This window comes from Bifidobacterium sp. WK041_4_12 (assembly GCF_041080795.1).
GTDB classification, from domain to species: domain Bacteria; phylum Actinomycetota; class Actinomycetes; order Actinomycetales; family Bifidobacteriaceae; genus Bombiscardovia; species Bombiscardovia aquikefiricola.
Genome location: NZ_CP129674.1, coordinates 1,737,945 through 1,755,229 on the forward strand (window position 1 = coordinate 1,737,945; position 17,285 = coordinate 1,755,229).

Consider the following 17,285-nt stretch of genomic DNA (forward strand, 5'->3'; position numbering starts at 1 on the left):
GTCATGATAACCGCAATTGTGTACCGTGTGATTCAGTCCTCATCTGATATGCGGGGCAAACCTGCTTCCAGATCATGAAGGATCTCTTCACTCGAACGTGGACGCGCCCTGATCTCACGAAGCTCTGGCTTCGATTCGCTCACATAGTAGAGGCAAGCGTCAATCAGACTGATGTCCGTTGATTCCATCATCGAAAGCAGAACCCTATACATATCCAATTGCAGCAACTTGATGCGGATGTCTTCTGAAGTCGCTGGACGTCGCCCTGTCTTCCAATCGACGATGGTATATTTCGCAGTCTGCCCCTGATGATGAGGCTGGTCGCCGCTGCCAGATGCTGAAGTATCGAGACCGCCGTGGAACACGGCATCCAGCTTGCCCTTCAACACACGATTGCCAATCGAAGCAACTATCGGACGCTCCACCCACGCAACGCTTCTCTTCACCCAGGCTGAGTCACTCAGCCGCCGCTCCCAGTTGGCAAGCTGCTGTTCTTCGGCAGTTTGAGCTTGACCTTGTCGCTGTTCCAGCTCCAGCAACATCGCTTGCCGAGTCGACTCGATGGCGATGCCGTCAAGGCCTCCGTCCTGTTGCAAGGTGGAATCATCCTGCGCCGCAAGGAAGCTGCTCGCCCATTCATGGAAGCGAGTGCCTATTTTCGCGGCAGCAGAAGGCATGCGTGGAATCGGCCGAACGATGCCACGCCAGTAACGACGCTCTCTGGCTTCATCGTGGTCACCGGCGAGCGCCTGCAATGCCGTGACGTTCTGGCCTCCGGCTGAAAGAATCTGCATGCCGCTCCTACGCAAGGCTTGCAGGTCCTGGGGATTGCCATGCAATGCCCCTAGTCGTCCTGAGCGTTGAGCAACCACCTGCGTCGCCTGGGTGAGCAACGGCGTGCTCCGAGGGGAAGTCTCCTTGTCGGTCTTATGCGCTCCAACGGTATCCTTTACAGCTGCATCCTCTACAGCCGGGTGCCCTACAGCAGCATGTTCTACAGCAGCATCCGCTCCCCCGACATCACTGGCTTCAAGAATCTGCCAAGCCGATGCATCGAGTGCGGCTTGTATTCGTGGATGCAGCGTCATCGGCCAGAGCATCGCATCGGAGTCGTCAGCGCGCGACATTCCCGAATCCTGAGCCTTCGACGCATCATCGGTGGCACACTCGGACAATGCGGCAAGTATCGCAGCGCGGTACTCCTGAGCGTTATCCCCCAAGAAGTACCCTGTGAATTCAGGGAATTCCGAATCTGACACCTTGCCCTGTGCCGCTGCATCAGAAGATTCAACACCAGAGGATTCCATATCAGAGGAATCATTGCCCTTCGAAGCGCGCAGCCCAGACATCGAAGTCTCACAGACACCGTCTGACTGCTTGGGAAGATCGCCGTCGCTGAAGTGAACGGCATCCGGGTTCCCAACAAAGCCCAGATAGCTTTCAGTCCAAAAGTTCGATGCCTCGGAGCCATCAATCAGATCGGATTTCGAACCATTGGCCTTGCCATGAAGTGATGCGCTGTAGCTTAGCAACGCATCATGGCGTGCGCGAGTCAGTGCAACGTAGGCCAATCGACGCTCATCGTCGTGATATCGCGAACCGTACTCTCGCTGCTGCGGAAGCCACTCCCCGCTTGCCGCATTGTTTCCCACACTGTTTCCTGCATTGTTTGCCCCGTCATTCACCGCGTCGTTCGCCCCATCATTCGCCATATCGCGGCATTCCCCGTACACCTCATCTTCAAGGCTTGCCAGGTTCATGGCATCAAGATTGCTCAATGGGCTGGATTCCTCAGCAGCATCATGCGGGAAGCGTGGCAGAATTCCAGAATCTGCACGAATGGGCACGGGAACGGCTGTCGCATCGTCCATCCAGCTCTTCGCTGTGGAAACATAGCGTGCCGGATGCGCCAATCTCCCCGAACTATCAATCACCGGCGTATGGGTCTGTCTGATTTTCAGCCCATCCCCCTGATTGCTGGGGAATGTGCCCGACTTCATGCCAACAACCGCAACGGCATCCCATTCGAGACCCTTGGACTGGTGGATGGTCATCAGCACCACATCGGGATGGCCTGCAATGTCGCTGGCAGGCTCCTCGGGACTTTTGCCCATCGAATCGACCCAGGCTACGAATCCGCGCAGCGTCGATGGCGTACCGTCCTGCAGTTCAGCTTCGAAGGTATCAACCAGAGATTCAAAGGTATCCAGACTGGACTGGGCGGTACTGCGGTCGAGAGCGAGGCCGGAGCCGAGGCCGTCCCTTTCGGCATGCAGACTCTGCGAGAGCACGACATCGATGTCGAGCTGCAAGGCGTGCACTGCAGCTCGCAGAACGGTTTTCAGTCCAGAACCTGCCTGCGCCTGAACCTGGCTGAGCACCGATGCGAACTGCAGCAGCAGGAAGCGCCCACGCTCGCTTATCCGAGAACCCTTACGATTCAGAATCGATGCGAGATCGTCATCCATCAGCACATCGATGGCAAAAACACTGTTGGGCACGCTGTCACGATGCTGCTTCACATATTCATGCATCTGGCTGCGTTTCACTCCCGCTGGGGCGAGACCCGCCTCGACAAGCCCCCGATACTGGCTTTCGGCATTAAGACTTTTGACCATCTGGGCGAAGGCATCAAGATCGGCAGGATTCACATTGAATCGTGGCGTAGCCAGCAGCCGCATCAACGCCGTTACATCCGTATGATTGCAGATTACGTTCAGCAGGGCGCGCAGGTCCCGGATTTCCGGCCTGTCGAGCAAGGCTGAATACCCCACAACTTCATAGCTCAGGCCAGCCTCGTACAAAGCATCGCAGTATTGAGGAAGATTGGTCTTCGATCTGAAGAGAATCGCCACATGAGGCGCATGCATGTCAATCGCTTCGGCAGCTACCCCATCGCTGGCTGAAGCGGCCGATGCAGCACCATAGCGACGTTTGGCCGTCTGCACGAAACGAATCACTCCCTGAATCTCTTCGTCCAAGGTCTGCGTTGCCAGCAGTCCCAAGGTGCCACGATCCGCATCGTCCCGCGCTCGCAGATGCTTCACATCGACTTCGCGCATGGTGGCACTCGTAATCGTCCCCCGCTCCTGACGCAGCGGAAGGGTCAGGTTGTTGGCGGCATCCAGAATCAGCGACCCGTTTCTGAAGGTCTGAGACAGCGAATATTGCCGGGTTGGAGTGAAGGGGGCACGAGTCGAAAGCCTGTCGAATTCTTGCAGAAAGGTTCTGAACGCTCCCGGGCTTGCCCCTCGCCATGCATAGATGGACTGAAATGGGTCACCGACCGCGCTTACTGCAGAACTGTCAGCATGCTTCTTCGATCCGTGGGCACGCCGCGAATCTGCCGCATTCGCCTCCTCTGCCTTGTCATCAGGATGGAACAATGCTGCAATCAGTAGGGCTTGCGTGGTGGACGTGTCCTGATATTCGTCCAGGAATACGTGTGAGAAGCGTCTGCGATATTGCGCGCCTATCGAGGGGAATCTGGTAACCAGCTGGTATGCAGCCAGGGTGAAATCGCTGAATTCAGCCATATTCGCCTGCCGCTTTGCTTCCTGATACTGCTCGGCCAGGGTGAGGAGCATCTCTCGATTCTGAGCGATGGTTCTGAGATGATTGGCCTTGTATGCGCGTCGCAAATCCCGATTATGCGCAATTGCCGCCAACTTCTTGGCTCGCGCCTTGTCGCTCAGTTTCGCGTCAGGGTCGATTGGTGCGATCTTTTTGGCTCCGGGTTCGGTGTGAGGGATTTCAACACCTTCAAGGATGGTGTCCAGACGGCTGATGAAGGCCGAATCCCAGTCGTGAATGCGTCGGGCTGCCTGTGCAAAGGTGGTGCATGACCCGTCAATCATCGAATTGGCACAGGCATGTGCCACGGCAAGCACGTTATTGACGGTAGCCGAGAACCCTTTTGAGGCGACATCGGCATCCGAAGGGGTTGCCGCCGCCAGTTTTCGAAGCAGACGATCCTCAGAAGCATCATCGTCCAGCCTTGCTGCATCCTCGCCTTCCGCTGTCTTGTCAGATGAGGGTTCCTCAGTGGCAAAAAGGCTCTGAATATGCTGCCCTACGACTTCTGCAGCGAGCTGGTATGCGCCAGCATCGCTTAATGGTTGGGTGGACTGGTTGAACCCCACCAGCAATCCGTATTGACGCACGATGCTCTGGAAGAAGGCGTCATAGGTCTGCACCTCAGGTTTGAGAAAGATGCTTGCACCATTGTCACAATGTGCGATAACCGCTGCGGACACTCGTGTCAGCAACTCAGAGGCCGCCTTGCGCGTGAAGGTCAGGCCCAGGATGCGTTCAGGTGGAACCCCCGATTCTATGAGCCGCACGATGCGCATCGTCATCGTCATCGTCTTGCCGGAACCTGCACCGGCGACGATGAGCTGATTGGCGCTGATGTTGGCTTCGATGATGGACCGCTGTTCATCGGTACTCGTGAAGGCTGGCCTTGCACGATGCTGGCCTTGCGGTGAATCCTTGTGCTGCGCGGCGGCTGTGCCCTGTGTCATCTGCGTTCCTCCATCACGTTCGCATGAAGCAGTTCCCAAGCCTTACACGTATTCGAACCATTGCCGGAAGCATTCGCATTATGGCATCGGCTGGCATCAAGCTGCATGCGTGCATCCGTGCTCGACAGCCGCACACTGGCAGCGAAGAACACACGCGAAATCATGCTGAGCGCCCAGATTCCCTGCGTATGCTGACTGCGCACGATAAACGCCCACAATTCCCTATCGACCGTTTCAGGGCAACTCTGCTCGGAGAATTCAACGTCGATGAAACTGTCAATGCTTCGATGATGCGTTCGAGCTTCGAATATGGTATTGAATTGTCCGTCTGCAATCAAGCCTGGCTGATGATTGGTTTCAGGAAGCGCGTAGGCAAAGGCCGGAGCCTCATTCTGCGCCACGTCGAAAAGATCTGCCTGAGAAACCGACCGGGTTTGACGTGCAACGCCTGCGCCCTCAGAATCGAACAGGGTTGCAAGCTGATAGCAGACGAGCTGCAAATCATTGAACATGTCCTTGGCGGTATGCCCCGCTCCCGTCTTATAGTCCACGATGCGAATCGTCTCACGATCTTCGAAGCGGCGATGCTCGATTCTATCGATGCGCCCTGTAAGACCAACCTTGACCGATTCCTGCATGCCCGGCATGAAACCGCCGCTTAACGCGCTCATCACTCCAAACAGTTCATGTTCATCGAGCGCGTGCTCCGGGTATGTTCTATTCCAAATGGGCAGCAGATCGCTGACTGATATGCACGCATTGAAGGGGTGTTCAGCCTCGGAGGATACGAAACTACCGACCTTGACAGGAGATTTGCCTTCCGAGCCATATTCAGGCTGCACGCCATCGACAAAATATGACGCAATGTTATGGAGAATCTTGGGAACGAGCCGACGCTTTGAAGCACTGAGAAACATGTCCTCTGGATTTGGATGCTCGACGCTCACGCCGGCAAGCTCCTGATAGATCGATTCCAGACGTGCTGTGACTTGTGATTTCAGGGCTTCACGGCCCTGCCCATGTGTCGAGCCGACACTTGATGAGGATTCAGACAATGCCAGTCTATCGAGCCCCTCGTTCGTTGCAATCTCAGCCACCTTGTGCACGATGGTTCCGAATTGCATATGCACATTGCTGGGCATAGGACCGGTGAATTGAGAATCCAACACCCATTCCAGCGGACACTGCCAGATCTTGTCCACCGCCGAAGGCGTCAGAACCACCGTCGGGCGGTCTGAGCGTTCTGACAAATCTGACTGGTTCGGCATATCCGAACGTTCCGGCCCCTTCGATGAATCGGATTGCGTGGACTGTTCCGACTCGTTCACCTTGAGGTCGTCTGACGAGCGCAGATACACAAACGGCCATGTTTCGGGATTGGCCTCCGCAACCCCACGACTGGCCAGCATCCGCAGGGTTGCCACAGAATCCTTGCCATCAGGACTCAGCGTTTCTGTACTTGCAGGGCCGCTCGTACCTGCGAGAGCATTGGAATTGCCGTCATGATGCAGCATTTCGTTTGCAAGTTGAGCCCTTGCTATGGTGACAATCCCTCGAACGCTGGTCTCAAGACCTGACCACTGCCCTTGCAGCGTCTTGTCATCAATGTCGTTCTGTGACGAAAGACCGACGCCAACCCGAGAGTATGGCACCTGTGCCAAATCGCTGAGACGCTCGAAGCGCTCTGGAAACATGCCGAACAACAGGTCAGAGGGAATCGTATCGGTATTCCACACGGCACTGATTCTCAACTGTTCATCGGTTCTTGTCAGAGAGACGAGAAAACTCTTCTTCTCGGAGTTCAGAGTCGCAATCAGTCGTGCCGTCGAATACATTGCCCGGTCGTTATCGAAATCATCGTCTGAACTGGACCTGGTCGAGCTGCCAGGGGCACTGTCATCGACACTGCCATCGATATTGCCATGCAAGACGATGTTCGCCAGTTCCTGAGTACCGAACAGCGTATCTCGCTCGACCAGATTCGGCCATACGCCCTGCTGCAGCGAAGGCATCCATACTATCGGCCAACGCTGTGCCTGTGCCAATGCTCCTGCAGGCGTGGTAAGCGTCACGGCATGCTCGATAGGACCGACATGGGCGAGGGAATCTGCCTCAATCTGCATGCCACGAAGCTGATTGATGAAATCATCGGTGCTGGCATAGCTTTGCGTTGCATCTGACAGCGTGAAGAGACGCATCAGGGCATCAAGTCTATCGTTTGCCAGCTCCCCTCGATTACCGGGTTCGAGTGACTCTTCCTGCCAGATGTCAGCAAGCGCGCATGCATGCCACGCCTTCCATAGCATCACGTCCGGCGGCACATCATCAGGAGTCGCGATGGAATGCTGCTTCATGAATGCTGCCACGTCCGCCTCGCAGGCGCGAATGACATGAATCGCATGCTCAAGCGCGCAGATATCCGCATCTTTGTCTGCTCCGGCTGCAATTGCATTGAGCACGGCCATGATGGTGTGAAGCTCTTCATCAGTAGCTGTAACCATCAGGGCAAGCAGCAATTGCCGGGTGATGACCGGCTCTTGGGTTGTGGCATGGAAAGGATCGTCTATCGTGATGCCACTGAGCTGCTGGGCATGTGCCGCTTGCTGATTGACATTGTCTGCCCAGCCGAGCATATGCTCTCGAATGTCGGCAATCAGGGATGCGTTGATTTCAGAATCGACGGTATTGGTCGCTACTGCACCATCCACCATGCAGAGAGCGCAGCAGGTGTCCAGCACCGATTCCAGACGCTGCAAGCGCATCGGACGAGGTTCCTTCGTTGAAGTGTTGGTTGCGAAAATCAGCGGACTGGACAGCAAGCTTCTCAAACGATTGGCCCACCAGCGGGATTGCGTCCGCGCATTGGTTGCCACGTCGTTTGTCACATTATTAAACGCATTGTTTGCCGCATCACCGCTCGCATTGGTTGTCATTCGCCGTTCAACCAGTTCAATCAGTGAAAAGAGCCCGCCGACCACCGGCTCATCCTTCAACGGACGCGTGATCGCGGAGTATCTGACGGGAATCCCCGCCTCTTTCAGACGCTCTCCAAAGGCTCGCACTGTTGCATTGTCATGGGCGATGATCGCCATATCATTCCAGTCGCGTTCATTCGCAAGGCTTTCATGCTTGATCTGCCACAGAATGTCGTCCATCTCCGCCTGCGGCGACGGGAAGATTCGACTGCGTACCGTGCCGTCACTGCCATTGTCACCGTCACCGTCACCGTCAAGAGCTCGCACTGGCATAATCGGCAATGCGCCCTCCCATTGAGGCAGTTTGCCCGGTCTTTTGGCTAAGGCGAGGTCGCTTGACATTTCTCCGGTTATGCTTAGTGACACCCTTGAAGCAACGAGGTCAAGATATGTATGCGGCCTCTCACGCTGATCCGTTGATTCCACGGATGCGTTGGACTGCTGTGGAATGATGGGTAGCCAGTCAAGATTGCATCGCGCAGCACCCAGACGGCCGAGACTGTTCGAAACCAAAGCCTCTGAAGTCTGCTCAGAATTCGAGGACGAGGCCTGCGTTTCGATTCTTGAGTCGAGGAACTCTGGATACGCTCCTCGGAAGGTCTGCACTGATTCGTCATGGTTGCCCACCAGCACCAGCCGACTCTTTCTGGTTTCAAGCGCCTGAATGAAGGACATCCCTGCAAGGGTCAGATCCTGCCAGTCATCGATAACGATGAATTCAGGTATGCTGGCCGCATCGCAGTCATGTATCAGCTGTGTTGCGACGACGAGCATGCGCGAGGCATCGAGTCGGAATTCATGCGGATACTGGCCTTCGATTTCTGCCGCGTATTCATGCCACAGGTGGAAAGACAGCTTCCATTGGGTGGTGAGTCTATCTCGTTGCGACACGTTCAAAGGTTGCGAATCAAGGGTGCGCACCATGCGCGTTTCATCGCTTATCGACAGTTCAAGCTCGTTCATTCTGGCGAGCATGTCTCGTAGTTCGGCTACGAAATCGTCATTGATTGCAGCCATGATGTCGGTGTCAGCGGCAGCAGTAACGGCACCGGCAGCGGCTATTCCCTTCATGCTCTTCACCCCAGGGGCGAGTACTTCCCACCAAGGCGCGTCATTCGCCTGGTCATTGCCGAAATACTGTGCCAGCAGCCTACAGCTCTCACAGTCATCACCCCGCAATGCCTCCTGAACATGCCGGGCCAAAACCTTTCGCAATAGGGCATCCTGCTCTGCACCGTTGAGCAGCTTCGGCATCGACAATCCACGTGCGGCACGAGTCTGCGTCAACACTCGGAAAGCGAGGGCAGCAAGCGTTCCCACTGGTCTCGTCTGATCGCTCACGCCGGTTCTGCGGATGATCGCAGTGCTCAGATTTGCGGCTGCTTTACGTTGGGAAACGACCATAACTGTGGCATCATTGCCGAACGCGCGCAATCCTGCAAGCATGGAATCCAGTGCGAATGAGGTTTTCCCGCTGCATGGAGGTCCTGTTACCACAAGCGTTCGCGTTGCATTGCCCAGCTGATTCTTCAACCTTCCGTCGATAAGTCGTTCGACAGCCTGGGCTGCTTCAACACTCGCATGTGCATGCTCACCACCAAATTCCTGCATACATACAACCTATTGCCAGCCCTCCACAAATGGAAGTACCCGCCATCCGAAAGGGATGACGGGTACCTGTTGCATCTGTAGGGTTCAGATCAAAGGCTCAGGCATTATCGGCTGAGGATGCACCGGATGGTGCTGTTCCCGCCGCATTGCCCTGTTCTGGCTTGATTGCGCCGTTGTCGGTGTCGTGTGAATCAGCTCCACCCTGACCGCCTTGATCGTTCAGGAAGTCGTCGGGGTTGAAATCGTCGCCAAGCTTCAGATCGCCGAAGTCGATATTCGAGAAGTCGACATCGTTGAGATCGGCATCGCTCAGATCCATGTTGCTGCCATCGCCACCGAGACCGAAGTTCGGGTAGATGGTGTCACGGATTGCCTTGTCAGGCTCGACAACCGCATTGTGGTAGCGCAAGAGACCGGTTCCTGCAGGAATGAGCTTACCGATCATGACGTTCTCCTTCAGACCCTTCAGGTCATCGACCTTCTGGCTCAACGAAGCTTCGGTAAGGACTCGTGTGGTCTCCTGGAACGATGCTGCCGACAGCCAGGAATCGGTGGCCAACGAAGCCTTCGTGATACCCATGAGCTCTGGTCGGCCAGCTGCAGGCTTGCCGCCCTTCTTCACGGCTGCAATGTTCGCGGCCTTGAACTTTGTCTGATCGGCAAGTTCGCCTGGCAGCAAATCAGTGTCGCCGGAATCGATCACGGTCACGCGACGGAGCATCTGGTGCACGATGACCTCGATGTGCTTGTCGTGGATATCCACACCCTGTGAGCGGTACACATCGTGGACTTCGTTCACAATGTTGACCTGTGCTGCACGAGGTCCGAGAATGCGAAGAATCTTCTTCGGATCGACGGAACCTTCGATAAGCTGCGTACCCACGTCGACATGCTCGCCATCCTTGACCAGCAGCGGAGCTCTACGGGTCACGGGGTACGAGATCGGCTCGATGGTCGAATCGTCAGGAGTCAACGTGACCTGACGACCACGATCGGTGTCCTCGACCTTGATATTGCCTGGGAACTCGACGATAGGAGCTTCACCCTTTGGTGTGCGGGCTTCGAAAAGCTCGGTGACACGAGGAAGACCCTGTGTGATATCGGATGCCGAGGCCACACCACCGGAGTGGAAGGAACGCAGCGTCAGCTGGGTACCAGGCTCACCGATGGACTGTGCCGCGACGATGCCGACGGCCTCGCCAACGTCAACCAAGGTGTTGGTTGCCAGTGACCAGCCGTAGCACTTGGAGCACACACCACGCTTGGACTCGCAGGTCAGCACGGACCGTGCCTTGACCTCTTCGACTCCGTGGGCGACCATGTTGCGAAGCACATCCATCGACATGGCTTCATCGCGCTTGTACAGCACGGTTTTGCCATCCTTCGGGTCGATGACGTCGGCTGCGAGCAGACGAGAATATGGACCACCGTCAGCGTTCTTGACGAGCACCAGATTGCCGTTTTCATCACGTTCGGCAACCTTCATGGTCAGACCGCGCTTGGTGCCGCAATCCTGTTCGCGAACGATGACGTCCTGAGACACATCGACCAGACGACGGGTGAGGTATCCGGATTCTGCGGTACGCAGTGCCGTATCGGCCAGACCCTTGCGGGCACCGTGCTGCGAGATGAAGTACTCCAGCACTGACAGGCCGTCGCGGTAGTTGGACTTGACAGGACGAGGAATGATCTCACCCTTCGGGTTAGCCACCAGACCACGCATACCTGCGATCTGACGAATCTGCATCCAGTTTCCACGGGCACCGGACTGAACCATGATGTTTACGTTGTTGTCCGCGGTGAAATGCTCGCGCATGGCCTCAGCAACCTTGTCGGTGCATTCGGTCCACAGGTTGATAAGCTCCTGACGGCGCTCCTCGTCAGTCAACAGACCCATATCGTACTGGGAATTGACCTTGTCGGCCTGCTGCTCATACGTATGAACCATGTCATTGCGCTCGGGCGGGGCAACGATGTCGGAGAAGGCCATCGTCACGCCTGACCACGGTGCGCGGGTGAATCCAAGATCCTTCAGCGCGTCCAGTGTGGCAGCAACCTGAGCAGTGGAATAGCGTGTGGCAATGTCATCGACGATGCCAGCAAGCTTGCCCTTCGGCACCTGCTCGTTGATGAACGGATAGTCAACCGGCAGCGTCTCGTTGACCAGCACGCGGCCATACGAGGTGGCGAACAGAATGGAACCATCCTTGAAACGCTCCTCCTTGGCAACGTCGGGCTCGCCTGGTTCTGGGTCAACGACCTTGATTTCCTGCGGTTCCCAGTTCTTGGGAAGCACGAAGTCAGCAGGTACGCGAAGCAGAATCTTCGACTGCATGTCGATTTCGCCACGATCCAAGGCCATACGAGCCTCAGCGAGCGAAGACAGAATGTGTCCCTGACCCTTGGCGCCCTCACGAACGGTTGACAGGTAGTACAGACCCAGAATCATGTCCTGAGAAGGCATGGTCACGGTGTGTCCGTCAGCGGGCTTGAGGATGTTATCCGAAGCCAGCATCAGCGAACGTGCCTCTGCCTGTGCCTCTGCGCTGAGAGGAAGGTGGACGGCCATCTGGTCACCATCGAAGTCGGCGTTGAATGCAGCGCAGGCCAACGGTGGAAGATGGATAGCCTTGCCCTCGACCAGAATCGGCTCGAAGGCCTGAATGCCCAGACGGTGCAGGGTTGGTGCGCGGTTGAGCAGCACTGGGTGCTCCGAAATGACCTCTTCGAGCACGCCCCAGACCTCGGCATCGCCACGGTCAACAAGACGCTTTGCGGACTTCATGTTCTGCGCATAGTTCAGATCGACCAGACGCTTGATGACAAATGGCTTGAAGAGTTCCAAGGCCATCGGCTTTGGCAGACCGCACTGGTGCATGCGCAGACTTGGTCCGACAACGATTACGGAACGACCTGAGTAGTCCACACGCTTACCGAGAAGGTTCTGACGGAAGCGGCCCTGCTTGCCCTTGAGCATGTCGGAGAGGGACTTGAGCGGACGGTTCGAAGCGCCGGTGACTGGACGACCACGGCGACCGTTGTCGAAGAGCGAATCCACGGCTTCCTGCAGCATGCGCTTCTCGTTGTTGAGCATGATCTCAGGAGCTCCCAGCTCGATGAGTCGCTTCAGACGGTTGTTGCGGTTGATGACACGACGGTACAGATCGTTCAGATCGGAGGTGGCGAAACGGCCACCATCGAGCTGAACCATCGGTCGAAGGTCAGGAGGGATGACGGGAACCACGTCCAGAACCATGGCCTCGGGCTTGTTGCCGGTGGTGAGGAATGCGTTCACGACCTTCAAACGCTTCAAGGCGCGTGCCTTGCGCTGGCCTGAGCCGGTCTCGATCTCCTCGCGGAGTTCCTTCTCGCATCCTGCCAGATCGAAGTCCTGCAGACGCTTCTTGATGGCTTCGGCACCCATGCAGCCTTCGAAGTAATCGCCGTAGCGATCCTCCATCTCGCGCCACAGATCGACGTCGCCTTCCATATCGCCTGGCTGCAGGCTCTTGAAACGGTCGAATACGGCGCTCAGACGCTGAATCTGATCGTCGTAGCGTTGACGGATGTTCGTCATGTCGCGCTCTGCGCCATTGCGAATCTTGGACTTCATCGAGCCCTTGGCCTCTGCCGAAGCCTCAAGTTCGGCAAGGTCCTCTTCTACCTTCTTCGCACGCTTTTCGATCTCGTTGTCACGAGCCTTTTCGAGATGTGCGATTTCGGTATCGAATTCATCCTGCAGATCTGGAAGATCCTGATGACGCTGATCCTCGTCCACCTTGGTGACCATGTAGGCGGCAAAGTAGATGACCTTTTCCAAATCCTTGGGAGCGATGTCCAGCAGGTAGCCCAAGCGTGATGGCACACCCTTGAAGAACCAGATATGCGTTACAGGGGCTGCAAGCTCGATATGTCCCATGCGTTCACGGCGAACGCGTGACTTGGTGACTTCCACGCCGCAGCGTTCGCAGACGATGCCCTTGAAACGTACGCGCTTGTATTTTCCGCAGGCGCATTCCCAGTCGCGAGTAGGTCCGAAGATTTGTTCTCCGAACAGACCGTCCTTCTCTGGCTTCAAGGTTCTGTAGTTAATGGTTTCAGGCTTCTTGACTTCGCCATAGCTCCATCCGCGAATATCTTCCGCGGTGGCCAAGCCGATTCTCAGTTTGTCAAATGCGTTGACGTCCAGCACTATGTGTCCTGTCTTTTCTTATTGGCAATGTTGCTTGTCTTATTGGCATTGTTGCCTGTATGGGCAATGTTGCTTGTGAAAGTTTGTTGTTCCAGGGACTGCGAGAGTGTGCCTTTCAACTCTCTCGCAGTCATGCTGCCGATTCTTGTGGCTTCGATGAAGCAGTTGCAAGAATCGGCTCAACGCTCAGCGATATTGCGGTTCTGCGTCGTCGTGTGAAACTGCCGAGGATGCATCTGGTCGCGCACCGATATTGAATCCGAGATCATCCGAAGCCGATGATGGGTCATCGTCCTCGTCCTTCATGTCAATGGCAACGCCCTCTGCATTCAGGACCTCAACGTTCAGCGACAGTGACTGCATTTCCTTGAGCAGCACCTTGAATGATTCAGGGATGCCTGCAGGAGGAAGGTTGTCGCCCTTCACGATAGCGCCGTATACGCGGACACGACCGTCGACATCGTCGGACTTGGTGGTCATCATTTCGTGCAGCGTGTAAGCGGCACCGTAGGCTTCGAGGGCCCAGACTTCCATTTCTCCGAAACGCTGTCCACCGAACTGAGCCTTACCACCCAACGGCTGCTGGGTAATCATGGAGTAAGGACCCGTTGAACGTGCGTGAATCTTGTCGTCAACCAAGTGGTGGAGCTTCAGCATGTACATGTAGCCGACGGAGATGGGCTTGGTGAAAGGCTCACCGGTGCGGCCATCATAGAGAACGGCCTTGCCGTGGTCTCCGACCAGCTTGTTTCCATCACGGTCAGGCAGCGTGGTCTTGAGCAAGCCATTCAAAGCATCCTGCTGAACACCGTCGAACACTGGTGTCGCAACTGGGGTGTCTGGATCGGCCTTCTCTGCGCCTGCTGGGATGTGCTTCTTCCATTCGGCCTCAAGGTCTGGATCGATGTTGATGTCCCAGCCGGAGTGAGCAATCCATCCGAGGTGGAGCTCAAGGACCTGACCGAGGTTCATTCGGCTTGGTACGCCGAGCGGGTTCAGCATGATGTCGATTGGGGTTCCATCAGGAAGGAATGGCATGTCTTCTTCAGGAAGAATGCGGGAGATAACACCCTTGTTGCCGTGGCGGCCAGAAAGCTTGTCACCTTGGGTGATCTTGCGATGCTGGGCGATGTAGACACGAATCATCTGATTCACGCCGTTCGGCAGCTCGTCGCCGTCCTCTTCGGCATCTTCGCGAGTGATTTCCTTGACGGAGATAACCGTTCCGGTCTCACCGTGAGGCACTCTGAGTGACGTGTCGCGGACTTCGCGGCTTTTCTCACCGAAGATTGCACGAAGCAGACGCTCTTCTGGTGTCAGCTCCGTCTCGCCCTTTGGCGTGACCTTGCCGACCAGGATGTCTCCGGCTTCGACTTCGGCACCGATGCGGATGATGCCACGCTCGTCAAGGTTCGCGATTGCGTCTTCCCCAACGTTGGGAAGGTCGCGTGTGATCTCTTCGGAACCGAGCTTGGTTTCGCGAGCGTCGATTTCGTATTCCTCGATATGGATTGAGCTCAAGGTGTCGTCCTGTACAAGGCGCTGGGAAATGATCACAGCATCCTCGTAATTGTAACCGTTCCAAGGCATGAAGGCGACCAGCACGTTCTTGCCGAGCGCCATCTCGCCGCCCTGCGTTGCAGGACCGTCGGCCAGGACGGAACCCTCTTCAACGCGTTCGCCATCCTTGATGACAGGAACCTGGTTGTAGCAGGTGGTCTGGTTGGAGCGTTGGAACTTGGAAAGCCTGTAGCTTGACTGGGAGCCATCGTCGTTCAGCACGCGAATGATGTCTGCGGACACGTAGGTGACCACGCCATCCTTCTCTGCGAGAATGACATCGCCGGAATCAACGGCTGAACGCCATTCCGAACCGGTTCCGACCAGCGGACGCTCGGACTTGATCAACGGCACGGCCTGACGCTGCATGTTGGTGCCCATGAGTGCTCGGTGGCCTTCGTCGTGTTCCAGGAATGGAATCAGAGAAGCGCCGACCGACACCATCTGGCGTGGGGAAACATCCATGTAGTCGACCTGCTCGACGGGAACATCTTCCGCCTCACCTTCGGCATCACGCACAAGAGCTGTCTTCTCGACCAGATGACCATCCTGGCCGATGACCTGATTGGCCTGAGCGATAACGTGCTCGGCTTCCTGATCAGCAGTCATGTAGACAACGTCATCGGTGACGAGACCGTCCTCAACCTTGCGGTATGGGGTTTCGATGAATCCGAATGGGTTGATGCGACCGAAGGTTGCCAGCGAACCGATAAGACCGATGTTAGGACCTTCAGGGGATTCGATGGGGCACATACGACCAAAGTGGCTGGGGTGCACGTCTCGAACTTCCATGGATGCACGGTCGCGGGAAAGGCCGCCAGGACCCAAAGCGGAGAGACGACGCTTGTTCGTGACTCCTGCGAGAGGGTTGTTCTGATCCATGAACTGCGAAAGCTGCGACGTTCCGAAGAACTCCTTGATGGTCGCGTTCACGGGGCGAATGTTGATCAGGGACTGAGGCGTGATCGCTTCAGCATCCTGAGTGGTCATACGCTCGCGAACAACGCGCTCCATGCGGCTCAGGCCGGTGCGCAGCTGGTTTTGAATCAGCTCGCCAACCTGACGGATACGACGATTGCCGAAGTGATCGATATCGTCAACGTCAACGCGGAGGTCGACATCCTCACCGTCGCGCTTGCCCTTGAAGGTCTGCTCCCCCGCATGCAGGGTTACCAGATACTTGATGGTTTCAATGATGTCTTCGCGCTGCAGGCTGCGGTCGTTGAAGTCAGCTTCGAGACCAAGCTTGCGGTTGATCTTGTAGCGTCCAACGCGGGCGAGGTCATAACGCTTGTTGTTGAAGTAGAAGGATTCGAGCAGGTTGCGTCCTGCTTCAGGGGTTGCGGTGTCGGAAGGACGAATCTTGCGGTACAGATCGGTCAGAGCCGTGTTCTGATCGTTGATCGGTTCCTTCTCAAGCGCGTCAAGCACCAGTGGGTAGCCTTCGAAAGCCTTGCGAATCTCTTCCTTGGTCATGCCGATGGCTTCGAGGAACACGATGGCTGACTGCTTGCGCTTGCGGTCTACGCGCACGCCGAGCACGTCACGCTTGTCGATCTCGAACTCAAGCCATGCACCACGGCTAGGGATGATCTTGGCTCCGTACACTTCCTTGTCGGAAGTGCGGTCGCGATTGCGGTCGAAGTACACTCCTGGGGAACGCACCAGCTGGGAGACGATAACGCGCTCCGTGCCGCCGATGATGAAGGTTCCGTGAGGTGTCTGCAGCGGGAAGTCTCCCATGAAGACGGTCTGGGACTTGATTTCGCCGGTGTCGCCATTTTCGAACTCTGCGTTGACGTAGAGCGGTGCGGAATAGGTGTAGTCCTTTTCCTTGCATTCCTGCACGGTGTGGCGTGGCTCTTCGAAGTAGGGGTCCGAGAATGTCAGGCTCATGGTCTGCGCAAAGTTCTCGATAGGAGAAATCTCCTGGAATACTTCGTCAAGACCGGACACATGAGCTACATTGTGTGTTCCTTGTGCTTCGTCTTCTTCAGCCTTGGCCTTCCAACGATCGTTGCCGACCAGCCAATCGAAGCTGTCGGTCTGAACGCCCAGAAGGTAGGGAACGTCGATGGGTTCACGGATTGATCCGAAATTCACACGGTTTGGAGCCTTATGTAATGTAATATCGGCTTCATCATTGCGTGCGTATGTTGTAGTGGTACTCGTTGCAGCTTTATTGGCAGCCAAAATGGACTTTCCTTATCGCTCGCTGTATTCCGATGGTTCATTGTTCATGAGGGCGCGAGACGCAAAAAGATGCAGTAACCAAGGAAAAATGGTAACTCTGTTCGCGGGCGCTTCCCCAATGAGGCATGCCCGCTATATGACACACTCCATACTGATTAAAAACTTTACCACACCGACACAGTTATGACAAGGGAAAATGCAGCACATTATTCCCTGAGCATGTTGCTCTGG

General features: G+C 56.0%; 4 protein-coding genes. All 4 read right to left on the bottom strand.

Features of this window, described 5'->3' with window-relative positions:
* Positions 1-32: 32 nt before the first annotated feature.
* Positions 33-4,523 carry a UvrD-helicase domain-containing protein gene (locus tag QN215_RS07375; protein ID WP_369343680.1) on the bottom strand — a complete coding sequence of 1,497 codons (4,491 nt, stop codon included), beginning with the start codon at positions 4,521-4,523 and terminating at the stop codon, positions 33-35.
* Positions 4,520-9,109 (bottom strand): PD-(D/E)XK nuclease family protein, encoded by a 4,590-nt coding sequence (locus tag QN215_RS07380; protein ID WP_369343681.1) that lies wholly within the window; start codon positions 9,107-9,109, stop codon positions 4,520-4,522. Before QN215_RS07380 ends, QN215_RS07375 begins: the two co-directional genes overlap by 4 nt.
* A 97-nt stretch (positions 9,110-9,206) precedes the next feature.
* On the bottom strand, positions 9,207-13,301 hold the full coding sequence (locus tag QN215_RS07385; protein ID WP_369343682.1) for a DNA-directed RNA polymerase subunit beta': 4,095 nt from the start codon (positions 13,299-13,301) through the stop codon (positions 9,207-9,209).
* 186 nt (positions 13,302-13,487) lie between these two features.
* Positions 13,488-17,054 (bottom strand): DNA-directed RNA polymerase subunit beta, encoded by a 3,567-nt coding sequence (locus QN215_RS07390; RefSeq protein ID WP_369343683.1) that lies wholly within the window; start codon positions 17,052-17,054, stop codon positions 13,488-13,490.
* Between the last annotated feature and the right edge of the window lie 231 nt (positions 17,055-17,285).

Coding starts and splice junctions, on each gene's coding strand:
- QN215_RS07375 (WP_369343680.1), bottom strand. CDS start 4,523: ATGACACAGGGCACAGCCGCCGCGCAGCACAAGGATTCACCGCAAGGC.
- QN215_RS07380 (WP_369343681.1), bottom strand. CDS start 9,109: ATGCAGGAATTTGGTGGTGAGCATGCACATGCGAGTGTTGAAGCAGCC.